Origin of the sequence: Embleya sp. NPDC127516, from assembly GCF_044765325.1 — a bacterium.
GTDB lineage: Bacteria > Actinomycetota > Actinomycetes > Streptomycetales > Streptomycetaceae > Embleya.
In genome coordinates, this window is sequence record NZ_JBIWJT010000026.1 from 50,128 (window position 1) to 72,133 (window position 22,006).

Below are 22,006 nucleotides of genomic sequence, written 5' to 3' on the forward strand. Positions count from 1 at the left end.
CGTCACGGGATGTTCCATCTGCGCCTGATCGTCCCGGCCGACCGCAGCGCCGCCGTGCGCGACCTGTTGCTCGGCGAACCGGGAGCGACCCACCTGGTGGTGTGGCCGGGCGCGGCGGTGCAACCCCCCGGTGACGTGATCGCCTGCGATCTCGCGCGCGAGACCACCAGCGCGGTGCTCGCCGACCTGCGCGCGCTGGGCCTGGAGGACGACGGTGCGATCGCGCTCGAGGACCTGGACGTGATGTTGTCCCGGTCCGCGGACCAGGCCGAGCGGAACGCGCCGGGCGACAGCGCCGACTCCGTAGTCTGGGAGGAGATCGAGGAGGCCACCTCCGAGGAGTCCACCCTCTCGGTGACCTTCCTGGCCTTCCTGACGGTGGCCACCATGATCGCGGCGTGCGGTGTACTGCTGGACAACCCGATCCTGATCGTCGGCGCGATGGTGGTGGGACCCGAGTTCGGCCCGCTCGCCGGACTGTGCGTGGCCACCGTGCAGCGCAAGCCCCGACTCGCCGGCCGTTCCGCGCTCGCGCTGCTGATCGGCTTCCCGGTGGCGATGGCGGTCACCATGGCGTTCACCGCGCTCCTGGGCGCGTTCGGCCTGTTCGACCGCGAAATGCTCGAACGCTCGCGCCCACTCACCGAGTTCATCTTCCAACCGGACTGGTTGTCGTTCTGGGTCGCGCTGCTCGCCGGCGTCGCGGGCATGCTCTCGCTGACCAGCGCCAAGTCCGGCGCGCTGATCGGCGTACTGATCTCGGTCACCACCGTGCCCGCGGCCGCGAACGCGTCGGTGGCCATCCGGTACGCCGACTACCGGCAGGCGGCCGGCTCCCTGGGCCAACTCGGCCTGAACCTGGTCGGCATCGTGCTCGCGGGCACCCTCACCCTGCTCGTCCAGCGCGGCCTGTGGAGCCTGCAGGCCGCCCGCGCGAAACAACGGCCCCCGTCGCGTACGACGGGGGCCGGGAAGTCATCGTGAACCCGCGGGGGTTCGGCCGTGCTACTCGAGCGCGAGCAGGGTCCGCACGACCTCGGCCAGACCCGCGGCCTCGTCGTGCGCCTGGTCGTGCGTCTGCGCCTCGACCATCACCCGCACCAACGGCTCGGTGCCCGAGGGACGCAGCAACACCCGGCCGGTGTCCCCCAATCGCTTCTCCGCCAGCGCGACGGCCTGGGCCAGTTCGGGCGTGGTGTGCACCCGAGTGCGGTCCACCCCGGCGACGTTGACCAACATCTGCGGCAGGCGCGTCATCACCGAGGCCAACTCGTGCAGCGGCGTGCCCGTCTCCGCGACGCGCGCGAGCAGGCGCAGCGCGGTCAGCGTGCCGTCGCCCGTGGTGGCGTGATCCAACAACACCACGTGGCCGGACTGTTCGCCGCCCAGCGACAGGCCCGAGGCCTGCATCGCCTCCAGCACGTAGCGGTCGCCGACCGCGGTCTCCACCATCTTGATGCCCGCGGCCTGCATGGCCAGCTTGAGCCCCAGGTTGGACATCACGGTGGCCACCAGCGTGTTCTCCACGAGATGTCCGCCGTCGCGCATCGCCAGCGCGAGCACCGCCAGGATCGCGTCGCCGTCGACCAACTCGCCGCGCGCGTCCACCGCCAGGCACCGGTCCGCGTCGCCGTCGTGCGCGATGCCCGCGTCCGCGCCGTGCTCGACCACGGCCGCCCGCAGCGCGTCCATGTGCGTGGAACCGCAGTTGTCGTTGATGTTCAGCCCGTCGGGCTCCGCGTGGATCGCGATCACCTCGGCCCCGGCCCGACGCAACGCGTCCGGCGCCACCGCCGAGGAGGCGCCGTTCGCGCAGTCCACCACGACCTTGAGCCCGTCCAGGCGATGCGGCAGCGAGGACAGCAGGTGCTCGACGTAGCGCTCGTGGCCCTCGGGATGGTCCTGTACCCGGCCCACCCCGGACCCGGTCGGCCGCTCCCACGCGGTGCCCAGCAGCGCCTCGATCTCGTTCTCCACGTCGTCGGGCAGCTTGTGCCCGCCCCGCGCGAAGAACTTGATCCCGTTGTCCGGCATCGCGTTGTGGCTCGCCGAGAGCATCACGCCCATGTCCGCGCCGAGCAGCCCGGTCAGGTAGGCGATCGCCGGCGTCGGCAACACGCCGGCGCGGTACACGTCCACACCCGCGCCCGCCAGACCCGCGACCACGGCCGCCTCGAGAAACTCTCCGGAGGCCCGGGGGTCACGACCCACCACGGCGAACGGCCTGCGGCCGTGCCCTGATTGCGGAATCCCGTCCCGGCCGCGTGATCCGAGCACCCGCGCGGCGGCGACCGCCAGATCGAGCGCCAGTTCCGCGGTCAGCCGGCCATTCGCCAGGCCACGCACGCCGTCCGTACCGAAGAGTCGTCCCACAGTTGGATCTCCCGCATACATTCCGGATGTCTCGGACACTACCTCGCGACGCCACTCCCCCAGGAGTACCGCCGGAAAATGCATCAGGCCCCGGGGGCACGAACCGTGCCCCCGGGGCCTGATGACGCTGCGTACAGCCGCAGAGGGTGCTGCGGGCTGTTTAGCGCTTGCTGTACTGAGGCGCCTTGCGCGCCTTCTTCAGACCGTACTTCTTGCGCTCCGTGGCACGCGGGTCACGGGTCAGGAAGCCGGCCTTCTTGAGCGCCGGGCGGTTCGACTCGACATCGGCCTCGTTCAGCGAACGGGCCACACCCAGACGCAGCGCGCCGGCCTGGCCGGAGACGCCGCCACCGTGGATGCGGGCGTGCACGTCGTAGCGGTCGTCCAGCTCGAGCACCTTGAAGGGCTCGTTGACGAGCTGCTGGTGCACCTTGTTCGGGAAGTACTCCTCGAGCGTGCGCCCGTTGATCTTCCACTTGCCCGTGCCCGGAACGATCCGGACGCGCGCGACGGCTTCCTTGCGGCGGCCGGTGGCCGAACCCGCCTGCGGCTCGCTGAAGCGCGAGGCGAGCGACTCGGACGTGTAGCTCTCGAGCGGAAGACCCTCGGTCTCCTCGATCGGGGTTTCTGCAATGGTCTCGGCCACTGTTCTCCTCAAACTATTCGTTCGTCAGGCGGTGGCCGTGACTACTGCGCGACCTGGGTGATCTCGAACGGAACCGGCTGCTGCGCCGAGTGCGGGTGCTCGGAACCGCGGTACACCTTGAGCTTCGACAACATCTGCCGACCCAGGGTGTTCTTCGGGAGCATGCCCTTGATGGCCTTCTCCACGGCCTTCTCGGGGTTCTTCTCCAGCAACTCGTCGTAGCGGACGGCGCGGAGGCCACCCGGGTAGCCGGAGTGGCGGTACGCCATCTTCTGGCTGCGCTTGTTGCCCGACAGGTGAACCTTGTCGGCGTTCACAATGATGACGAAATCGCCGGTGTCGACGTGCGGCGCGTACACCGGCTTGTGCTTACCCCGGAGCAGGGCAGCAGCCTGGGTGGACAGACGGCCGAGCACGACATCGGTCGCGTCGATGACGTGCCACTGACGCTGGACGTCGCCGGGCTTGGGGCTGTACGTGCGCACGGTCGATAGCCTTCGCTTCTTCGTGAGTGTGTGCTTACGGATGCCGACTGGCTGTCCGGGAGATGATTCCGAACCGAATGCGGACTCCGGTGGCCGGCGGCCCGGCGTACCGACTCCACTCAAGCAAGCCAATACGCACAACGAACCGGCACAATACCGGGTCAAGGGGGTGCCGGTCAAAACGAGCAATGGGGCGATGATCTGCTCACGCCCCTCCCCAGCGTAAGCCATCCGCGCGGGTGCTCCTACCGTGCCACGCCGGTCCTCACCGGATCGGCGGATAGGTACGATGCGCCGAACGATCGGGTCGTCGGCGCATGGGGAGCCGAGGCGGGTCACTCCTTGCAGGGGGCGGGTATGTCGGGGGTCGGTACACCGGGAGACGACGGGCAGCAGCCCTGGAGCGTACGCCCGGGCGGGCCCGGGTCACCGGGGCAGCCGGCCCACGCGTGGGATCCGTTCCCCACCCAGGCGCAGGGCCCCCAGGGGCCACAGCCGCATCCCCAACCACAGCAGCCCTTCGCCCGACCGGCGCACGAACAGCCAACGGGGCAACAGCAGTTCGGCTCCTCCACCGGTCCCGACTGGGACGCGCTGGCGGAGCGACGCGACGCGGCGGCCCGCCGCCGCAGGCTGCTGTTCACCGTGGGCGGCTCCGTGCTCGGACTCGCCCTGATCGGCGGCGTGGTCGCGGCGGTCATGGCCACGTCCGGCGACGACGACAAGAAGAGCGCGGGACCGGGCGCCTCGGGCGTCCCGTCCGCCTCGACCTTCGCCCCGGCCAAGCCCACCTTCCGCCCCGCGCCCACGGTCCCGCCGCCGCCTCCGGCCCAGGCCGTGCTCGCCGACCCGGCCCTGGACAACGCGCCGTTCACGGTCGAATCGCTGTTCCCCGGCGCGAAGTTCACCGTCAACGGGCGGCAGTACTCGGTGGTCGCGAGCAAGCTGGACAACACCTGTTCGGACGGCACCGACGCCAAGCTCGGCCCGGCCGCGCGCAACCAGCAGTGCACCCAGCTCATCCGACTCGCGGTGGTCGGCCCGAACGGCATCGTCTCCACCGCCGCGGTCGCCTCGTTCCCCTCCGCCGACAAGGCCGCGGCGATCAAGAACGGCAAGGATGGCGGCGAACTGCTGCCGCTGGCCGGCCCCGGCGTCAAGGTCCTCGACGCCCAGAAGCAAAAGCACGGCAAGCTGCGCAACTCCGTCGGCCGCTACGCGCTGTTCACCCTGGACTGGTACGCCGACGGCAAGGACCCGGTCGGCGACGACAAGACCATGGCGCAGGCCCAGGACGACGTGGACAAGTTCCTGTGGAACTCGCTGACCGCACGCGGCGAGGCGCGCTCCAAGCAGATCGACGACGAGAACCGGCGCAAGGCCCTGGAACAGATCCAGGGCTGACCCGGACGGGCCGGGGCCGCACCCCGACCCCCGTCCATCCCGACCTCAGCCGCCGTCCCGACGCCGACGGGTGGCCGTCACCCGGTCCGCGAGCAACGCGTCCGCCGGGTAGGCCACCTCCTCCAGGGTCAACCCGTGCGCGGGCGCGACGTGCACGCCCGAGTCGCGCACCGCGCGCCCGAGCACCTCCAGCGGCCACTCCACCGGCTTGCGTCCGGTGCCCACCGCCAGCATCGCGCCCACCAGCGAGCGCACCATGTTGTGGCAGAACGCGTCGGCCCGCACGGTCGCCACGATCACCGGCCGAAACGCGGGACCCACATCGGCCCCGCTCGGCGTCTCGCGCGCCCAGGAGAAGTCCTGGAGGCAGCGCACGGTGGTGGCCCCCTCGCGCTTGCGGCAGAACGACGCGAAGTCGTGCTCGCCCAACAACCGCTGCGCGGCCGCGTTCATCCGGGTCTCGTCCAGCGGCCGGTCGTGCCACACCACGCTGCCCCGCCGCAGCGGGTCCACCCCGCCCGGCGCGTCGCACACCCGATACGCGTAGCGCCGCCAGATCGCGCCGAACCGGGCGTCGAAGCCCTCGGGCGCCACGGTGATGTCGCGCACCCGCAGATCCCGGGGCAGCGCCCCGGTGACCCGACGCAGCGCCACGTCGCCCAGCGCGGCCCACACCTCGTCGGGCACGTCGAGGTGGGCCACCTGACCCCGCGCGTGCACCCCCGCGTCCGTGCGCCCGGCCACCGTCAACTGGGCGGGCTCGGCCAGCCGCAGCACGGTGGTCAGGGCGCTCTCCAGCGTGCCCTGCACGGTGCGCAGCTCGCGCTGCCGGGCCCAGCCCGCGAACTCGGTGCCGTCGTACGACAGATCGATGCGCAAGCGCACCACGTCAACCACCTCCGGGCATGGCGCGAGCCCGCCCTCCGTACGGGTACGGGGGACGGGCTCGCACTGTGATTCACAACGCGTGGAGCACGCGACGAGACCGTCAGGCCTTGTCGGCGTCCTTGCTCTCCTCGGCCTTCTCGGCCTCGGCGGCGGGCGCCTCCTCGGTCTCGACGACCTTCGTCGTCTCGACCTTGGCGGTCTCCTGCTCCTTGACCGAGCGCTTCGTGGCGGCCTCGGCCTCGCCGACCGCGGTCTGCGCCACGGTCAGCGCCTCGACCAGCTCGATGACCGCCATGGGCGCGTTGTCGCCCTTGCGGTTGCCGATCTTGGTGATGCGCGTGTAACCGCCCGGGCGGTTCTCGTACCGAGGAGCGATCTCCTCGAAGAGCGCGTGCACGACGCTCTTGTCACGAACGATCGTGAGCACCTGGCGACGGTTGTGCAGGTCGCCCTTCTTCGCCTTGGTGATCAGTCGCTCGGCGACGGGACGCAGCCGACGCGCCTTGGCCTCGGTCGTGGTGATCCGACCGTGCTCGAACAGCGCCGTCGCGAGACCGGCCAGGATCAGCCGCTCGTGGGACGGGCCGCCGCCGAGGCGCGGACCCTTGGTGGGCCTGGGCATGTTCTCTCCTAGATATTCCTGCGCCGGCCGTATCAGGTACCGGCGTCAGTCCACCCGGGCCGGTCGGCCCGGGTGGTGGGCTACGCCTCGCGACGAAGCTCAGTACTGCTCGGTCTCGGCGAAACCGTGGTCGTCCTCGTCGCCGAAGCTGTCCGCGGCGGCGGTCGGGTCGAACCCGGGCGGGCTGTCCTTGAGGGCCAGACCCATCCCGTTGAGCTTCGCCTTGACCTCGTCGATGGACTTCGCACCGAAGTTGCGGATGTCCAGCAGGTCGGCCTCGCTGCGCGCGACCAGTTCACCCACGGTGTGGATGCCCTCGCGCTTGAGGCAGTTGTACGAGCGGACCGTGAGCTCGAGCTCCTCGATCGGCAGCGCCAGATCGGCCGCGAGCGCGGCGTCGGTCGGCGACGGGCCCATGTCGATGCCCTCGGCGTCGATGTTCAGCTCGCGGGCGAGACCGAACAGCTCGACCAGCGTCTTGCCCGCGGAGGCCATCGCGTCGCGCGGACGCATGGACTGCTTGGTTTCGACGTCGACGATCAGCTTGTCGAAGTCCGTGCGCTGCTCGACACGGGTGGCCTCGACCTTGTACGTGACCTTGAGCACCGGCGAGTAGATCGAGTCGACCGGCACGCGGCCGATCTCCTGGCCCGCCTGCTTGTTCTGCACCGCGGAGACGTAGCCGCGACCGCGCTCGACGGTCAGCTCCATCTCCAGCTTGCCCTTGGCGTTCAGCGTCGCCAGGACCAGGTCGGGGTTGTGCACCTCGACACCGGCCGGCGGCGCGATGTCGCCGGCGGTGACCACACCCGGGCCCTGCTTGCGCAGGTACATCACGACCGGCTCGTCGTGCTCCGAGGAGACGACGAGCTGCTTGATGTTCAGGATGAGGTCGGTGACGTCCTCCTTGACACCCGGCACGGTGGTGAACTCGTGCAGGACGCCGTCGATCCGGATGCTGGTGACAGCAGCGCCCGGGATCGAGGACAGGAGCGTACGACGGAGCGAGTTGCCGAGCGTGTAGCCGAAGCCGGGCTCGAGGGGCTCGATGACGAACCGCGAGCGGTATTCGTCGACGACGTCCTCGGTGAGGGTCGGCCGCTGGGCGATAAGCATGGGGATGCCTCCTGGTAATGACGCCCGCTATTTGACGCCAGTGGAAACAAGGATACGGGCGGACCGGCACAATCCCGGTCCGCCCGATCCCGTGGAGCTCTTACTTGGAGTAGAGCTCGACGATGAGCTGCTCCTGCACCTGCGTGTCGATGACCTGACGCGCGGGGAGGGAGTGCACGAGGATGCGCATCTTGCCCGGGATGACCTCGAGCCAGGCCGGGACGGTGCGCTCGCCGGCCTCGGCACGGGCGACCACGAACGGGGTCAGCTCGACCGAGTCCTTGCGGACCTCGATGATGTCGTTGTCGGAGACCCGGAACGACGGGATGTCCGTCTTGACGCCGTTGACCACGATGTGACCGTGGCGAACGAGCTGACGGGCGTGGTCACGCGACTTGGCGAAGCCCGCGCGGTAGACCACGTTGTCCAGGCGCGACTCGAGGATGCGAAGCAGGTTCTCGCCGGTCTTGCCCTGGCGACGGTTCGCTTCCTCGTAGTAGCCCTTGAACTGCTTCTCGAGCACACCGTAGATGCGCGCGCACTTCTGCTTCTCGCGCATCTGCAGCAGGTACTCGCTGTCCTTGGTACGGCCACGACCGTGCTCACCCGGCGGGTAGGGGCGAATCTCGATCGGGCACTTCGGGCCCTCGCACTTGCTGCCCTTGAGGAACAGCTTCATCTTCTCGCGACGGCAGCGCTTGCAGTCCGCGCCGGTGTAACGCGCCATTGTTCTTTAACTCCTAGTCAGCTGCTGGTCAGACGCGGCGGCGCTTGGGGGGGCGGCAGCCGTTGTGCGGCACGGGGGTGACGTCCTGAATGGAGCCGACCTCCAGGCCGGTGGCCTGCAGCGAACGAATGGCGGTCTCACGACCGGAACCCGGGCCCTTGACGAAAACGTCGACCTTGCGCATGCCGTGCTCCTGGGCACGACGCGCGGCGGACTCGGCGGCCATCTGCGCGGCGAAGGGGGTCGACTTGCGCGAACCCTTGAAGCCGACGTGGCCCGCGGAGGCCCACGAGATCACGTTGCCGCTGGGGTCCGTGATCGAAACGATGGTGTTGTTGAACGTGCTCTTGATGTGGGCGTGCCCGTGAGCGACGTTCTTCTTTTCCTTGCGGCGCACCTTCTTGGCGCCCGCGCGGCTCTTGGGAGGCATCTGCTGGAAACTCCTGAGGTCGTCGGTCCGCTACGAATTGAGGACCGCGTGATCCGTCGTACGCGGACTACTTCTTGCCCGGCTTCTTCTTGCCGGCGATCGCGCGGCGCGGGCCCTTGCGGGTACGCGCGTTGGTGTGGGTGCGCTGACCGCGGACGGGAAGACCGCGACGGTGACGCAGACCTTCGTAGCAACCGATCTCGACCTTGCGGCGGATGTCGGCCTGAACTTCGCGGCGGAGGTCACCCTCGACGCGGTAGTTCGACTCGATCCAGTCGCGAAGCTTGATCAGGTCGTCCTCGGCGAGATCGCGGACGCGGGTGTCGGGGTTGACACCGGTGTTCTTCAGCGTGTCCAGCGCACGAGTGCGCCCGACGCCGAAGATGTAGGTCAGAGCGACCTCGACCCGCTTCTCACGGGGGAGGTCGACGCCGACGAGGCGTGCCATATGTGTGGCTCCTGGTTTAGTCGGAGGTCTGGCCCAGCACCGGTCCGGCACACCTTCTGGAGATGTCCTCGGTCCTCGGCCTCCGGCCGAGGGTGGCGTCCCGCACGAAACGGGGGTCGGGTGCTGCGGCTCTTACGGGGTGCGTCGCGCGTCGATCGCTCGTTGTGCGAGGGGGGTGTTGCTCAGCCCTGGCGCTGCTTGTGGCGCAGGTTCTCGCAGATCACCATGACCCGGCCGTGACGGCGGATCACCTTGCACTTGTCGCAGATCTTCTTGACGCTCGGCTTGACCTTCATGATTTCTCCGGTACGTGTGACGAAGGCGTGCGGGCACGCCGCCGTCGCCGAGTCGGTTATCGGTTTGCGTCCAAGCCCCGCACACCACGCTCGGCGTGGGCAGGGCCGGGGCTCGCCTACTTGTAGCGGTAGACGATCCGGCCGCGGGTCAGGTCGTAAGGGCTCAGCTCCACGACAACCCGGTCGTCCGGAAGAATACGGATGTAGTGCATCCGCATCTTCCCACTGATGTGCGCGAGGACTTTGTGCCCGTTCTGAAGCTCCACGCGAAACATGGCGTTGGGGAGCGACTCGATGACGGTGCCCTCGATTTCGATGGCCCCTTGCTTCTTGGGCATGTCCTCCGCGCTTCGTATCTCGGGATCAGCTACCGTTACCCGGCGCACATGACGAAGCTCAAATTTTTGGCGCCCAGATGACGGGCGCGCCAAACCTGGCTACATGTGAGCCGACGAGTCAGTCTAAGGCACTCGGCCAGTGAAAGCGAAACCGGGCCCGGAACCGCAGGTTCCGTTCCCGCCGGGCCCGTCGGTCTACCTCAGGAAGTAGACCAGCGCCCACACCAGCACGCCGAGTGACATCACGACCAACCAGACCTTGTTCAACGTCGCGTTGGAAACCCGCGGACGCCGCTCCTCCGCCGGGCCGTAGGCACCGGCTCGTGGAGGCGCGTCGACGATCGGTCGGTACTCCGGCGGCGGCGTCGCACCCGCCGCGTCGTCTCGATCCTCACGGCCCGGCAGATTCGCCGAGACCGCGTCGAGCTCCCCCACCGTACCGGCTCGGCGGACCGCGTCCAGGCGCGCCCGGTATTCGGACAGCGCCAGCCGACCCGACGCGAGGTGCTCACGCAGCTCGGCGGTCACGCGTTCGCGGTCCGTGGGAGTCGCGGGAGCGTTCGGATCTCGGTCCATGAGACGAGGGTAGCCCGGTCACGGCGAGGAGCGCCCGTGGCGCCAGTAGACCATCTGGATCGAACCCAGCACGGCCGCGGCGGGACCGTAGACCCACACCGGCCAGAAGTACACGACCCCGGTACCGGCCACCGCGACCAGCAGCCAGATCACCACGTTCAACGCGGTGACCGCGTTCAGCGTGGTCCACGCCGCGCGCAGGGCCCGCGCGCCGGCGGCCCACCCGTCGCGCTCCCCGTGCGCTGGAACCACCTCCCGGCGCACCTGCGGCCGGACCGGCGGCGGCGCGGGCCGGGGCGCCGGCCAGGACGCGACCGGCGGCGGCTCCGGCGCGACCGGCCGCGCCAGGGTCGCCCGGGTACGGGCCACCTCGTAGGCCATCCGCGCGCGGATCACCTCGACATCCGCCTCCAGGTGTTCCGGCGGCGGCAGATCGGCGATCAGCCGAGCCAGCTCCCCCAGCGTGACCGCCTCGTAGGCGGCCCCCATGCGTTCGTTGAACTCTGCGAGCGTCAACCGTCCGACGGCGTGGTGATCGCGCAGCAGCGTCACCGCCGCCTCACGGTCCACGTCGGATGCCCGCATGGTCGGAGTCCTCACCATGTCATCGACACTAGGCAGGGCGCGAAGAGTCGTACATGGTGCCAGCCCCACCATCGAGGGGGGTCTGGCATCAGGGCAGCGTCAGTACCACGGGCCCGTTCTCGGTGATCGCGATCGAGTGCTCCCAGTGCGCCGCGTAGCCGCCCGCGGTGGTCTTGACCGTCCACTCGTCGGCCAGCGTGTACGTGTCCGGCTTGCCCAGGGTGACCATCGGCTCGATCGCCAGGCACACCCCGACCTCCAGGCGCGGCCCGCGCCCGCCGGGGCCGTAGTTGAGCACGTGCGGGTCCTGGTGCATCTCGGTGCCGATGCCGTGGCCGCCGTAGTCCTCGACGATGCCGTACTTGGCGCCGCCCGGCAGCGGGTTGGCCCGGATCGACTTCTCCACCGCGTGGCTGATGTCGGTCAGCCGACCGCCGGCCACCGCGGCCTCGATGCCCGCCCACATCGACTGCTCGCACACCCGGCTCAGTTCGAGCACCTCGGGCCGCACCGTGCCGATCGGCACGGTGATCGCCGAGTCGCCGTGCCAGCCGTCCAGGATCGCCCCGCAGTCGATCGAGATGATGTCTCCGTCGTGCAACGGCGTCTCGTCCGGAATCCCGTGCACCACCACGTCGTTGACCGACGCGCAGATCGACGCGGGGAAGCCGTGGTAGCCCTTGAACGAGGGGATCGCGCCCGCGGCGCGGATCGAGCGTTCGGCGATCGCGTCCAGGTCGGCCGTCGTCACGCCCGGCTTCGCCGCTTCGCGCAGCGCCTCCAGGGTGTGTGCCACGACGGCCCCGGCGCGACGCATCTTCTCGATCTGCTCGGGCGTCTTGCGTTCGATTCGCATCTGCCGCTTCCTGAACACCGGCATGGCCGTCCTCATTCGTATTCGTGTGTCGCCGAGGTTGTGTGTCGGCGCGAAAGCACGATGGGCGATCCGGGGTTTCCCCGGATCGCCCATGTGTGATGTCTGTCGCGGCCGACGCCGATCAGGCGCGGAACTCCCGAAGCGCGGCCATCGCGCGCTCGGTGACCTCCTTGACCGGACCGGTCGCCTGGATCGGCAGCAGGAGGTTGCGCTCGGAGTAATAGCCGACCAAGGGTTCGGTCTGCTCCTTGTACACGTCCAGACGGTGCCGAACGGTCTCCTCGCGGTCGTCGTCGCGCTGGTACAGCTCGCTCCCGCACTCGTCGCAGACCCCGGCGACCTTCGGCGGGTCGGTCAGGATGTGGCAGACGTGCCCGTTGGCGCGGCACTGCCGACGGCCGGAGATCCGCTGGATGATCTCCGAGTCGTCGACCTTGAGTTCGAGCACGACGTCGAGTTCGGTGTCGTTCTCGGCGAGGATCTCGTCGAGCACCTTGGCCTGGGCCGTGTTGCGCGGGAACCCGTCGAGCAGGAAACCGGCGGCGACGTCCGGCTGCGCCAGGCGCTCCCGGACCATGCCTATGGTCACCTCGTCGGGTACCAGGTTGCCCGCGTCCATGTAGGTCTTCGCCTCGCGGCCGAGCGGGGTGCCCTGACTCACGTTGGCGCGGAAGATGTCACCGGTCGAGACGGCGGGAATCGACAGGTTGGCGGCGATGTACTGGGCCTGGGTTCCCTTACCCGCGCCGGGAGGCCCCACGAGAACGATACGCATTTAGCGGAGGAAGCCTTCGTAGTTGCGCTGCTGGAGCTGACTCTCGATCTGCTTCACGGTTTCCAGACCCACTCCCACGATGATCAGGATGCTCGTGCCGCCGAACGGGAAGTTCTGGTTGGCGTTGAAGAGCACGAGCGCGATGCTGGGTACCAACGCGATCATGCCCAGGTACAACGATCCGGGCCACGTGATCCTGGTGAGGATGTAGTTCAGGTATTCCGCGGTCGGTCTGCCGGCGCGGATCCCCGGAATGAAGCCACCATACTTCTTCATGTTGTCGGCAACTTCTTCGGGGTTGAACGTGATGGCCACGTAGAAGAACGCGAAGAAGACGATCAGCAGGAAGTACGTGATCATGTACAGCGGATGGTCGCCCTTGACGAAGTGGCGTTCGATCCACACCGCCCAGTCCGATTTCCCACCGCTGAACTGAGCGATGAGGGCCGGGATGTACAGCAGCGACGAGGCGAAGATGACGGGGATGATGCCCGCCTGGTTCACCTTGAGCGGGATGTAGGTCGAGGTCCCGCCGTAGGCGCGACGCCCGATCATGCGCTTGGCGTACTGCACCGGGATCCGGCGCTGCGCCTGTTCCACGAAGACCACCAGGCCGACCATCACGAGGCCGATGGCGATGACGGTGAAGAACGGTACCCAACCGCCGCCGATGGTGCCCTGCTCCTTGATCGTCCACAGCGCGGCCGGGAAGCCGGCGGCGACCGAGACGAACATCAGGATGGACATGCCGTTGCCGATGCCGCGGTCGGTGATCAGCTCACCGAGCCACATGATCGTCGAGGTGCCGGCGGTCATCACGGCGACCATGACGATCACTCGGAAGAGCGAGTCGTCCGGAACGATGCCCTGCGGGTCGCAGGTGGCGCTGCGGGCGCTGGAGAAGAGCGCGCCGCTGCGTGCGGTGGCGATCAGCGCGGTGGACTGCAGGATCGACAAAGCGATGGTCAGGTACCGGGTGTACTGGGTGATCTTCGCGGTGCCGGACTGCCCCTCCTTCTTGAGGGCCTCCAACCGCGGGATCACCACGGTGAGGAGCTGCAGGATGATGCTCGCCGTGATGTACGGCATGATCCCCAGCGCGAAGATCGTGAGTTGCAGCAGCGCGCCGCCGCTGAACATGTTCACGAGGCCGAACAGGCTGTTCCGGTTGGAGTCCTCTACGCAAGAGCGCACCATCTCGAACGAGACGCCCGGTACCGGGATATGCGACCCGATCCGGAAGAGGACGATGATCGCCAACGTGAACAGCAGCTTCTTGCGCAGGTCGGGCGTGCGGAACGCCCTGGCGAACGCGGTGAGCACACTGCCTCCTGCGCCTCGCCCGTCTTAGGGGCGAGTCGATCGAGTCGTCGGTCCGGTAGGACCACTGGTCAGGTCCCACACAGGAACCTCACGGACAATAACAGCGCCGACGGCCCGGAAGTATCGCCCCGGCCCGACGTTCCTGCGACATGACACAACACACGGTAAAAACACAGCAAGTCATGTGTGGGGGTGGAGCAATGAACCTGCCCCCACGTCACAGCAAACCACAGGGGCGCCACCACCTTACCGGCGTGACACCCCTGCGCTATAGCCTCCAACGACGTCAAGGCCCGTTCGGTACCGATCCGAACGGGCCATGACGATCACACCTTGTCCCGCGTTCGGATCAGACCGACAGTTCGTCGGTCGAACCACCCGCGGCGGCGATCTTGGTCTTCGCCGAGCCGGAGAAGGCGTGCACCTTCACCTGGACGGCAACCGAGATCTCGCCGGTGCCCAGGATCTTGACGGGCAGGTTCTTGCGAACCGCGCCCTTCTCGATCAGACCCTCGACGGTGACTTCGCCACCGTTGGGGTACAGGGCCTCGATCTTGTCCAGGTTCACGACCTGGAACTCGACCCGGAACGGGTTCTTGAAGCCCTTGAGCTTGGGCAGCCGCATGTGCAGCGGCATCTGCCCACCCTCGAAGCGGGCCGGCACCTGGTAACGAGCCTTGGTGCCCTTGGTGCCACGACCGGCGGTCTTACCCTTGGAGCCCTCGCCACGACCCACGCGGGTCTTGGCGGTCTTGGCGCCCGGGGCGGGCCGCAGGTGGTGCACCTTCAGCGGGTTGTCAGCACCCATGTCAGTCGACCTCCTCGACGGTGACGAGGTGCGACACCGTCGCGATCATGCCGCGGATCTCCGGGCGGTCTTCCTTGACGACCACGTCGTGGACGCGCTTGAGACCGAGCGAACGGAGAGTGTCCCGCTGGTTCTGCCTGCCACCGATCTTGGATCGGGTCTGCGTGACCTTGAGACGTGCCATTACGCACCAACCCCCGCGCGGGCCCGCAGGAGCGCGGCCGGGGCCACGTCCTCCAGAGGCAGGCCACGACGAGCCGCGATCTCCTCGGGGCGAACGAGCCCCTGGAGCGCCGCGACGGTCGCGTGCACGATGTTGATCGGGTTCGACGAACCGAGCGACTTGCTCAGCACGTCGTGGATGCCGGCGCACTCGAGCACGGCGCGCACGGGGCCACCGGCGATGACACCGGTACCCGGCGAGGCCGGCTTCAGGAGCACGACGCCGGCAGCCTTCTCACCCTGGATCGGGTGCGGAATGGTGCCCTGGATACGGGGGACCTTGAAGAAGTGCTTCTTGGCCTCTTCAACACCCTTGGCGATCGCGGCCGGCACCTCCTTGGCCTTGCCGTAACCGACACCTACGGTGCCATCGCCATCGCCAACCACGACCAGCGCGGTGAAGCTGAAGCGACGACCACCCTTCACGACCTTGGCGACGCGATTGATCGCGACGACGCGCTCGACGTAAGCGGTCTTCTCGGCGGCTGCGCCACCATCACGTCGATCCCGCCGGTCCCGCCGCTCGCCGCCGCCGGCGCCGCCACCGCGGCGCTGGGGTCCAGCCATCAGAATGTCCTCACATCTGTCGTTCGAAGCTTGTCCCGGAGCGGGCTCAGAAGGTCAGCCCGTTACCGCGTGCGGCATCCGCGAGGGCGGCGATACGACCGTGGTACTTGTTACCACCGCGGTCGAACACAACGGCCTCTACACCGGCAGCCTTCGCGCGCTCGGCGACCAATTCGCCGACCTTGCGAGCCTGAGCGGTCTTGTCGCCCTCACCACCACGGATGGACGGGTCCATCGTGGAGGCCGAAGCGAGAGTGTGGCCGGCGATGTCGTCGATAACCTGCGCCACCATGTGACGGGTGGAGCGGCTCACGACGAGACGGGGCCGCAGCGGGGTGCCGGAAACCTTCTTCCGCACCCGGATGTGCCGGCGCTTGCGTGCGACAGACTTCTTCGCAACGCCCTTGCCGGTCTTCACGCCGACAGCCATGCCTACTTACCAGCCTTTCCGACCTTGCGGCGGATGACCTCGCCGGCGTACTTGACGCCCTTGGCCTTGTACGGGTCGGGCTTCCGCAGCTTGCGGATGTTCGCGGCGATTTCACCGACCTTCTGCTTGTCGATGCCTTCGACCGAGAAACGGGTCGGGGCCTCGACCACGAAGGTGATGCCCTCCGGGGCCTCGACGACGACGGGGTGGCTGAATCCGAGCGCGAACTCCAGCGAGGAGCCCTTCGCCTGGACTCGGTAACCGACACCGCTGATCTCGAGCTTCTTGATGTATCCCTGGGTCACACCAGTGATCATGTTCGCCACCAGCGTCCGGGACAGCCCGTGCAGGGCCTTCGAGCGACGCTCGTCGTCGGGACGGGTCACCGCGAGGGTGCCGTCATCCGACTTTGCGATCTCGATCGGGGCGGCGATGGTGTGCGACAGGGAACCCTTGGGGCCCTTCACGACAACCTCGCGGCCATTGATGGTGACGTCCACACCGGTGGGAACCGGGATGGGGAGACGTCCGATGCGCGACATTGCTCTCCTTCCCTTCCCTTACCAGACGAAGGCGAGGACTTCCCCGCCCACGCCCTTCTTGGCCGCCTGCTTGTCGGTGAGGAGACCGGTCGACGTCGAGATAATCGCGACGCCGAGGCCACCGAGCACCTTCGGCAGGTTCGTGGACTTTGCGTACACCCGCAGACCGGGCTTCGACACACGGCGGACGCCGGCGATCGAGCGCTCGCGGTTCGGGCCGTACTTGAGGACGACGGTGAGCTTCTTGCCCACCTCCGCGTCCTCGACGCGCCAGCCCTGGATGTAACCCTCCTGCTGGAGGATCTCCGCGATGTGCGACTTGATCTTGCTGAACGGCATCACGACATCGTCGTGATATGCCGAGTTGGCGTTCCGCAGACGGGTCAGCATGTCTGCGATGGGGTCGGTCATGGTCATGACGGCCTCAAGGCCTTTCTCGCCGTGGTTTCCCGGCGTGCGATCCCTCGCCCCGCCGCCCTCCCGAGGGAGAGCGGCGGAGCGACGACTGCGGTGCGGGACCTACGACGTCGTTACTGTTCTCGCCCGTCCCCGCGGGACGGGCGATGTGCCGGGTCGCGTCGGCCGTCGAAACGGCCGCCGCGAACTACCAGCTGCTCTTGGTGACGCCCGGCAGCTCGCCGGCGTGCGCCATCGTGCGCAGGCACACGCGGCACAGGCCGAACTTGCGGTACACCGAGTGAGGGCGGCCACAGCGCTGGCAGCGCGTGTAGCCACGAACCTCGAACTTCGGCTTGCGGGCGGCCTTTGCGATCAGGGCCTTCTTCGCCACGTCTCAGTCTCCTTGTTGCGTTCCTCAGTCGGCGAGCCGACTGCTCACGCTTCCTTGAACGGGAAGCCGAGGAGACGCAGCAGAGCGCGGCCCTCGTCGTCGTTCTTGGCGCTGGTCACCACAGTGATGTCCATGCCGCGAACGCGGTCGATCTTGTCCTGGTCGATCTCGTGGAACATCGACTGCTCCGTGAGACCGAAGGTGTAGTTGCCGCGGCCGTCGAACTGCTTCGGCGAGAGCCCGCGGAAGTCGCGGATACGCGGCAGAGCGATCGACAGCAGACGGTCGAGGAACTCCCACATCCGGTCGCCGCGCAGTGTAACGTGCGCGCCGATCGGCTGACCCTCACGCAGCTTGAACTGCGCGATGGACTTGCGGGCCTTCGTGACCTGGGGCTTCTGGCCGGTGATGGCCATCAGGTCCTTGATCGCGCCGTCGATCAGCTTCGAGTCGCGGGCGGCGTCGCCCACACCCATGTTGACCACGATCTTGGTGACGCCCGGAACCTGCATGACGTTCTCGAACGAGAACTCCTCACGCAGCTTGCCGAGGATCTCCTCGCGGTAACGCTGCTTCAGACGCGGCAGTTCGCGCGCCTCAGTGGTGACCGTCATCAGATGTCCTCACCGGTCCGCTTGGCGTACCGGATCTTGTTGCCCTCGTCATCGAACCGGAAGCCGGTCCGCGTCGGGACCTTCTTACCGTCCTTCTCCACGACCAGCATCACGTTGCTGACGTGGATGGAGGCTTCCTGGGTGATGATGCCACCGGTCTTGGCACCCTTGGCGGACTGACCCACCTTGGTGTGCTTCTTGATCCGGTTGACGCCCTCGACCAGGACGCGCTCCTTCGGCGGGTAGGCCGCGATGACCTTGCCCTGCTTGCCCTTGTCCTTGCCCGTGATGACCTGTACCAGGTCACCCTTCTTGATCTTCATCGCCTTCGCCATTGGTTAGAGCACCTCCGGCGCGAGCGAGATGATCTTCATGAACTTCTTCTCACGAAGCTCACGGCCGACCGGGCCGAAAATACGGGTGCCTCGGGGTTCGCCATCGTTCTTCAGGACAACGGCGGCGTTCTCGTCAAAGCGGATGTAGGAGCCGTCGACACGCCGGCGCTCCTTCACGGTCCGCACGATGACCGCCTTGATGACGTCACCCTTCTTCACGTTGCCACCGGGGATCGCGTCCTTGACGGTGGCAACGATGACGTCCCCGATGCCCGCGTAGCGCCGGCCGGAGCCACCGAGCACACGGATGCAGAGAATCTCCTTCGCACCCGTGTTGTCGGCGACTCGCAGTCGCGACTCCTGCTGGATCACGTCTAACTCCTGATCGTCACGTCGCGGTCACGACCCACGGTTGGTGGGGCGACCGGCGCTCGCTACTTGGCCTTTTCGAGGATCTCGACGATGCGCCAACGCTTGCTGGCGGACAGCGGCCGAGTCTCCATGAGGACGACACGGTCACCGACGCCACAGGCGTTCTGCTCGTCGTGAGCCTTCAGCTTGTTCGTGCGGCGGATGACCTTGCCGTACATCGGGTGCTTCACGCGGTCCTCGACGGCGACAACGACGGTCTTGTCCATCTTGTCGCTGACGACGAGGCCCTCACGGGTCTTGCGGAAACCCCGGGTTGCTTCAGTCATCTCAGTCTTCTCGCTCACGCCGCGCCTCCGGTCTCCTGCACGTCGATGCCCAGCTCGCGCTCGCGCATCAGCGTGTAGATCCGGGCGATGTCCTTACGGACAGCCTTGAGCCGCCCGTGGTTTTCGAGCTGCCCGGTCGCCGCCTGGAAACGGAGGTTGAACAGCTCCTCCTTGGCTTCGCGGAGCTTGGCGACGATTTCCTCGTCACCGAGTTCGCGGAGCTCGGACGCCTTGGTAACGGCCGCCATCACGCCTCACCAGCCTCGCGCCGGACGATCCGGCACTTCATCGGCAGCTTGTGCACGGCGCGGGTAAGCGCCTCACGAGCCACCTTCTCGTTCGGGTACGACAGTTCGAACATCACCCGACCGGGCTTGACGTTCGCGACCCACCACTCGGGCGAGCCCTTACCGGAACCCATGCGGGTCTCGGCAGGCTTCTTGGTCAGCGGACGGTCGGGGTAGATGTTGATCCACACCTTGCCACCACGGCGAATGTGCCGGGTGATGGCAATACGAGCGGACTCGATCTGACGGTTGGTCACGTACGCCTGGCCGAGGGCCTGGATGCCGTACTCGCCGAACGCCAGTTCCGTACCGCCCTTGGCGCGGCCACCGCGCTTGGGGTGGTGCTGCTTGCGGTGCTTGACCCTGCGGGGGATCAGCATCGGGGTCAGGCCTCCGATCCGGATTCGGGCGCCGAGTTCACAGCCTCGGCCGCCGGCGCGGAGCCGGTGTCCGAGGAACCGGTGGCCTGCGCGTCGTTCTGCTGCGGACGTCCGCCGCGGCCACCACGGCCGCCGCGCTCGCCGCCACGACCGCCGCCGCCACCCTCGCCACGACGGGGACGCTCGGGAGCGCCACCACGGGCGGGACGGTTGCTGGCGCGAGCCGCGGCGTTCTCGGCGCGAACCTCGGCGATGTTCTTGACGTCGCCCTTGTAGATCCACACCTTCACACCGATGCGACCGAACGTCGTACGGGCCTCGAAGAAGCCGTAGTCGACGTTGGCGCGCAGCGTGTGCAGCGGCACGCGACCCTCACGGTAGAACTCCGAGCGGGACATTTCGGCCCCACCCAGACGACCACCGCACTGGATCTTGATGCCCTTGGCCCCGGCCTTCATGGAGCTCTGCATCGCCTTGCGCATCGCGCGGCGGAAGGACACGCGGCTCGAGAGCTGCTCGGCCACACCCTGCGCCACAAGCTGAGCGTCGACCTCGGGGTTCTTGACCTCGAGGATGTTCAGCTGAACCTGCTTGCCGGTGAGCTTCTCGAGCTCACCGCGGATGCGGTCGGCCTCCGCACCACGACGGCCGATGACGATGCCCGGCCGGGCGGTGTGGATGTCGACGCGGACGCGCTCACGGGTGCGCTCGATCTCTACCTTCGAGATCCCGGCGCGCTCCATGCCCTTCGTCATCATCTGACGAATCTTGACGTCCTCGCCGACGTAGTCCTTGTACAGCTTGTCGGCGTACCACCGGGACTTGAAGTCCGTGGTGATGCCGAGACGGAACCCGTGCGGGTTAACCTTCTGGCCCACTAGCGGGTCCTCTCCTTCTCGGCGACAACCACGGTGATGTGGCTGGTGCGCTTGCGGATGCGGTACGCCCGGCCCTGTGCCCGCGGACGGAAACGCTTGAGGGTCGGACCCTCGTCCACGTAGGCGGCGGACACGTACAGGATGTTCGTGTCCAGGTTGTGGTTGTGACCGGCGTTGGCAATGGCGCTGTCCAGCACCTTGCCGACCGGCTCACTCGCGGCCTGCGGAGCGAATCGCAGGACCGCCTGGGCCTCCGCGGCGTTCATGCCACGGATGAGGTCCACCACACGGCGGGCCTTCATGGGCGTGACGCGGATGTACCGCGCCTGAGCCCTGGCTTCCATCGACGTCCCCTTGCTCATCTCGATATCCATGCGATTCGCCGCGTCAGCGACGACGCGACTTCCGGTCGTCCTTCTCGTGACCGCGGAAGGTCCGAGTCGGCGCGAACTCGCCGAGCTTGTGGCCGACCATCGACTCGGTCACGAACACCGGGACGTGCTTACGGCCGTCGTGCACCGCGATCGTGTGGCCCAGCATCGCCGGGACGATCATCGAGCGGCGGGACCAGGTCTTGATGACGTTCTTGGTTCCCTTGTCGTTCTGTACGTCCACCTTCTTGATCAGGTGGCCGTCGACGAAGGGTCCCTTCTTGAGACTGCGCGGCATCGAGACTGCTCCTAGCGCTTCTTGTTCGTCTTGCGGCGGCGGATGATGAGCTTGTCGCTGGCCTTCTTCGGCCGGCGAGTACGACCCTCGGGCTTACCCCAGGGGCTCACCGGGTGGCGACCACCGGAGGTCTTACCCTCACCACCACCGTGCGGGTGGTCGATGGGGTTCATCGCCACACCGCGGACGGTCGGGCGCTTGCCCTTCCAGCGCATGCGACCGGCCTTGCCCCAGTTGATGTTCGACTGCTCGGCATTGCCGATCTCGCCGACCGTCGCCCGGCAGCGCACGTCCACCAGGCGAATCTCGCCCGAGGGCATGCGGAGGGTCGCGTGAGCGCCCTCCTTCGCCAGCAGCTGCACGCTGACACCCGCGGAACGGGCGATCTTCGCGCCGCCACCGGGCCGAAGCTCGATGGCGTGGATGACCGTACCGACCGGGATGTTCCGGAGCGGCATGTTGTTGCCCGGCTTGATGTCGGCGCCCGGACCGTTTTCGATCCGGTCGCCCTGCTTCAGCTTGTTCGGGCACAGGATGTAGCGCTTCTCGCCGTCCGCGTAGTGCAGAAGAGCGATGCGCGCGGTGCGGTTCGGGTCGTACTCGATGTGAGCGACCTTCGCCGGAACGCCGTCCTTGTCGTTGCGCCGGAAGTCGATCAGTCGGTACGCGCGCTTGTGGCCGCCACCCTGGTGGCGAGCAGTCACACGGCCGTGGTTGTTACGACCACCCTTGCTGTGCAGAGGGCGGACCAGCGACTTCTCCGGCTCGGACCGCGTGATCTCGACGAAGTCGGCGACGCTGGCGCCACGACGGCCCGGCGTCGTCGGCTTGTACTTGCGGATGCCCATGGCTTCTCTTAGTCCTCGTCCGTATCAGC

General features: G+C 67.7%; 35 protein-coding genes. 2 read left to right on the forward strand and 33 right to left on the reverse strand.

Annotation, left to right across the window (positions count from 1 at the left end):
- The first annotated feature begins 9 nt into the window (after positions 1–9).
- The gene (locus tag ACIRL2_RS37135; protein ID WP_395871668.1) at positions 10–984 is read left to right on the forward strand and encodes a DUF389 domain-containing protein; all 975 of its coding nucleotides are present in this window, start codon (positions 10–12) and stop codon (positions 982–984) included.
- Between the two features lie 21 nt (positions 985–1,005).
- Here the strand turns inward: ACIRL2_RS37135 and glmM are convergent, their stop codons facing one another.
- The 3 genes from glmM to rplM form a co-directional block, all read right to left on the reverse strand.
- Entirely contained in the window at positions 1,006–2,373 is a 1,368-nt protein-coding gene (gene glmM, locus ACIRL2_RS37140) for a phosphoglucosamine mutase (RefSeq protein WP_395871670.1), read from the reverse strand.
- Between the two features lie 160 nt (positions 2,374–2,533).
- Positions 2,534–3,019, reverse strand: a complete 486-nt coding sequence (gene rpsI, locus ACIRL2_RS37145) for a 30S ribosomal protein S9 (protein WP_395871672.1) — start codon at positions 3,017–3,019, stop codon at positions 2,534–2,536.
- A gap of 41 nt (positions 3,020–3,060) precedes the next feature.
- A complete protein-coding gene (gene rplM, locus ACIRL2_RS37150) occupies positions 3,061–3,504 on the reverse strand; it encodes a 50S ribosomal protein L13 (protein ID WP_020549205.1) in 444 nt (147 codons plus the stop codon).
- Between the two features lie 357 nt (positions 3,505–3,861).
- On the opposite strand from rplM, the gene ACIRL2_RS37155 reads away from it, so the two are divergent.
- Positions 3,862–4,908, forward strand: a complete 1,047-nt coding sequence (locus ACIRL2_RS37155; protein ID WP_395871674.1) for a hypothetical protein — start codon at positions 3,862–3,864, stop codon at positions 4,906–4,908.
- A 45-nt stretch (positions 4,909–4,953) separates the two neighbouring features.
- Here ACIRL2_RS37155 and truA read toward each other — a convergent pair whose 3' ends face one another.
- From truA to rplB, 30 genes are all read right to left on the reverse strand, one after another.
- A complete protein-coding gene (truA, locus tag ACIRL2_RS37160) occupies positions 4,954–5,796 on the reverse strand; it encodes a tRNA pseudouridine(38-40) synthase TruA (RefSeq protein WP_395871676.1) in 843 nt (280 codons plus the stop codon).
- Positions 5,797–5,896: 100 nt separating this feature from the next.
- Positions 5,897–6,418, reverse strand: coding sequence for a 50S ribosomal protein L17 (gene rplQ, locus ACIRL2_RS37165; protein ID WP_395871678.1), 522 nt, complete (start codon positions 6,416–6,418; stop codon positions 5,897–5,899).
- A gap of 99 nt (positions 6,419–6,517) precedes the next feature.
- Entirely contained in the window at positions 6,518–7,534 is a 1,017-nt protein-coding gene (locus ACIRL2_RS37170; protein ID WP_020549209.1) for a DNA-directed RNA polymerase subunit alpha, read from the reverse strand.
- A 100-nt stretch (positions 7,535–7,634) separates the two neighbouring features.
- Positions 7,635–8,261, reverse strand: a complete 627-nt coding sequence (rpsD, locus tag ACIRL2_RS37175) for a 30S ribosomal protein S4 (RefSeq protein WP_020549210.1) — start codon at positions 8,259–8,261, stop codon at positions 7,635–7,637.
- Positions 8,262–8,289: 28 nt separating this feature from the next.
- Positions 8,290–8,691 carry a 30S ribosomal protein S11 gene (gene rpsK / locus ACIRL2_RS37180; RefSeq protein ID WP_020549211.1) on the reverse strand — a complete coding sequence of 134 codons (402 nt, stop codon included), beginning with the start codon at positions 8,689–8,691 and terminating at the stop codon, positions 8,290–8,292.
- A 67-nt stretch (positions 8,692–8,758) separates the two neighbouring features.
- Positions 8,759–9,139 carry a 30S ribosomal protein S13 gene (rpsM, locus tag ACIRL2_RS37185; RefSeq protein WP_020549212.1) on the reverse strand — a complete coding sequence of 127 codons (381 nt, stop codon included), beginning with the start codon at positions 9,137–9,139 and terminating at the stop codon, positions 8,759–8,761.
- A gap of 182 nt (positions 9,140–9,321) precedes the next feature.
- A complete protein-coding gene (gene rpmJ / locus ACIRL2_RS37190) occupies positions 9,322–9,435 on the reverse strand; it encodes a 50S ribosomal protein L36 (RefSeq protein WP_009740505.1) in 114 nt (37 codons plus the stop codon).
- Positions 9,436–9,551: 116 nt separating this feature from the next.
- Positions 9,552–9,773 carry a translation initiation factor IF-1 gene (gene infA, locus ACIRL2_RS37195; protein ID WP_018382544.1) on the reverse strand — a complete coding sequence of 74 codons (222 nt, stop codon included), beginning with the start codon at positions 9,771–9,773 and terminating at the stop codon, positions 9,552–9,554.
- Between the two features lie 195 nt (positions 9,774–9,968).
- The gene (locus ACIRL2_RS37200; RefSeq protein ID WP_395871680.1) at positions 9,969–10,349 is read right to left on the reverse strand and encodes a DUF1707 domain-containing protein; all 381 of its coding nucleotides are present in this window, start codon (positions 10,347–10,349) and stop codon (positions 9,969–9,971) included.
- A gap of 18 nt (positions 10,350–10,367) precedes the next feature.
- Positions 10,368–10,934, reverse strand: coding sequence for a DUF1707 domain-containing protein (locus ACIRL2_RS37205; protein WP_402238243.1), 567 nt, complete (start codon positions 10,932–10,934; stop codon positions 10,368–10,370).
- 88 nt (positions 10,935–11,022) lie between these two features.
- The gene (gene map, locus ACIRL2_RS37210) at positions 11,023–11,790 is read right to left on the reverse strand and encodes a type I methionyl aminopeptidase (RefSeq protein WP_395871683.1); all 768 of its coding nucleotides are present in this window, start codon (positions 11,788–11,790) and stop codon (positions 11,023–11,025) included.
- Positions 11,791–11,932: 142 nt separating this feature from the next.
- On the reverse strand, positions 11,933–12,586 hold the full coding sequence (locus ACIRL2_RS37215; protein WP_395871685.1) for an adenylate kinase: 654 nt from the start codon (positions 12,584–12,586) through the stop codon (positions 11,933–11,935).
- Positions 12,587–13,909, reverse strand: coding sequence for a preprotein translocase subunit SecY (gene secY / locus ACIRL2_RS37220; RefSeq protein WP_020549217.1), 1,323 nt, complete (start codon positions 13,907–13,909; stop codon positions 12,587–12,589). It abuts the gene before it with no gap.
- 349 nt (positions 13,910–14,258) lie between these two features.
- A complete protein-coding gene (gene rplO, locus ACIRL2_RS37225) occupies positions 14,259–14,717 on the reverse strand; it encodes a 50S ribosomal protein L15 (protein ID WP_395871687.1) in 459 nt (152 codons plus the stop codon).
- 1 nt (position 14,718) lies between these two features.
- Positions 14,719–14,901 carry a 50S ribosomal protein L30 gene (rpmD, locus tag ACIRL2_RS37230; protein WP_020549219.1) on the reverse strand — a complete coding sequence of 61 codons (183 nt, stop codon included), beginning with the start codon at positions 14,899–14,901 and terminating at the stop codon, positions 14,719–14,721.
- The gene (gene rpsE / locus ACIRL2_RS37235; RefSeq protein ID WP_020549220.1) at positions 14,901–15,506 is read right to left on the reverse strand and encodes a 30S ribosomal protein S5; all 606 of its coding nucleotides are present in this window, start codon (positions 15,504–15,506) and stop codon (positions 14,901–14,903) included. Before rpsE ends, rpmD begins: the two co-directional genes overlap by 1 nt.
- 46 nt (positions 15,507–15,552) lie before the next feature.
- The gene (gene rplR, locus ACIRL2_RS37240; RefSeq protein WP_020549221.1) at positions 15,553–15,936 is read right to left on the reverse strand and encodes a 50S ribosomal protein L18; all 384 of its coding nucleotides are present in this window, start codon (positions 15,934–15,936) and stop codon (positions 15,553–15,555) included.
- A 2-nt stretch (positions 15,937–15,938) separates the two neighbouring features.
- A complete protein-coding gene (gene rplF / locus ACIRL2_RS37245) occupies positions 15,939–16,478 on the reverse strand; it encodes a 50S ribosomal protein L6 (RefSeq protein ID WP_020549222.1) in 540 nt (179 codons plus the stop codon).
- Positions 16,479–16,496: 18 nt separating this feature from the next.
- Positions 16,497–16,895: a 30S ribosomal protein S8 gene (gene rpsH / locus ACIRL2_RS37250; RefSeq protein WP_020549223.1), complete on the reverse strand. Its 399-nt coding sequence runs from the start codon at positions 16,893–16,895 to the stop codon at positions 16,497–16,499.
- Between the two features lie 187 nt (positions 16,896–17,082).
- The gene (locus ACIRL2_RS37255; protein WP_020549224.1) at positions 17,083–17,268 is read right to left on the reverse strand and encodes a type Z 30S ribosomal protein S14; all 186 of its coding nucleotides are present in this window, start codon (positions 17,266–17,268) and stop codon (positions 17,083–17,085) included.
- A gap of 44 nt (positions 17,269–17,312) precedes the next feature.
- Positions 17,313–17,882, reverse strand: a complete 570-nt coding sequence (rplE, locus tag ACIRL2_RS37260; RefSeq protein WP_020549225.1) for a 50S ribosomal protein L5 — start codon at positions 17,880–17,882, stop codon at positions 17,313–17,315.
- Positions 17,882–18,205 (reverse strand): 50S ribosomal protein L24, encoded by a 324-nt coding sequence (rplX, locus tag ACIRL2_RS37265; protein ID WP_026217943.1) that lies wholly within the window; start codon positions 18,203–18,205, stop codon positions 17,882–17,884. The genes rplE and rplX overlap by 1 nt, the downstream gene beginning before the upstream one ends.
- A gap of 15 nt (positions 18,206–18,220) precedes the next feature.
- Positions 18,221–18,589, reverse strand: a complete 369-nt coding sequence (gene rplN / locus ACIRL2_RS37270) for a 50S ribosomal protein L14 (protein WP_020549227.1) — start codon at positions 18,587–18,589, stop codon at positions 18,221–18,223.
- Between the two features lie 62 nt (positions 18,590–18,651).
- Positions 18,652–18,933, reverse strand: coding sequence for a 30S ribosomal protein S17 (rpsQ, locus tag ACIRL2_RS37275; protein ID WP_355532996.1), 282 nt, complete (start codon positions 18,931–18,933; stop codon positions 18,652–18,654).
- Positions 18,930–19,163, reverse strand: a complete 234-nt coding sequence (gene rpmC, locus ACIRL2_RS37280) for a 50S ribosomal protein L29 (RefSeq protein WP_020549229.1) — start codon at positions 19,161–19,163, stop codon at positions 18,930–18,932. The genes rpsQ and rpmC overlap by 4 nt, the downstream gene beginning before the upstream one ends.
- Positions 19,163–19,582 (reverse strand): 50S ribosomal protein L16, encoded by a 420-nt coding sequence (rplP, locus tag ACIRL2_RS37285; protein WP_020549230.1) that lies wholly within the window; start codon positions 19,580–19,582, stop codon positions 19,163–19,165. Before rplP ends, rpmC begins: the two co-directional genes overlap by 1 nt.
- A gap of 5 nt (positions 19,583–19,587) precedes the next feature.
- Positions 19,588–20,460, reverse strand: coding sequence for a 30S ribosomal protein S3 (gene rpsC, locus ACIRL2_RS37290; RefSeq protein ID WP_078975729.1), 873 nt, complete (start codon positions 20,458–20,460; stop codon positions 19,588–19,590).
- Positions 20,460–20,804: a 50S ribosomal protein L22 gene (rplV, locus tag ACIRL2_RS37295; RefSeq protein ID WP_026217944.1), complete on the reverse strand. Its 345-nt coding sequence runs from the start codon at positions 20,802–20,804 to the stop codon at positions 20,460–20,462. The genes rpsC and rplV overlap by 1 nt, the downstream gene beginning before the upstream one ends.
- Positions 20,805–20,847: 43 nt before the next feature.
- Positions 20,848–21,129, reverse strand: a complete 282-nt coding sequence (rpsS, locus tag ACIRL2_RS37300) for a 30S ribosomal protein S19 (RefSeq protein WP_020549233.1) — start codon at positions 21,127–21,129, stop codon at positions 20,848–20,850.
- A gap of 11 nt (positions 21,130–21,140) precedes the next feature.
- On the reverse strand, positions 21,141–21,977 hold the full coding sequence (gene rplB / locus ACIRL2_RS37305; RefSeq protein WP_020549234.1) for a 50S ribosomal protein L2: 837 nt from the start codon (positions 21,975–21,977) through the stop codon (positions 21,141–21,143).
- Positions 21,978–22,006 lie beyond the last annotated feature (29 nt).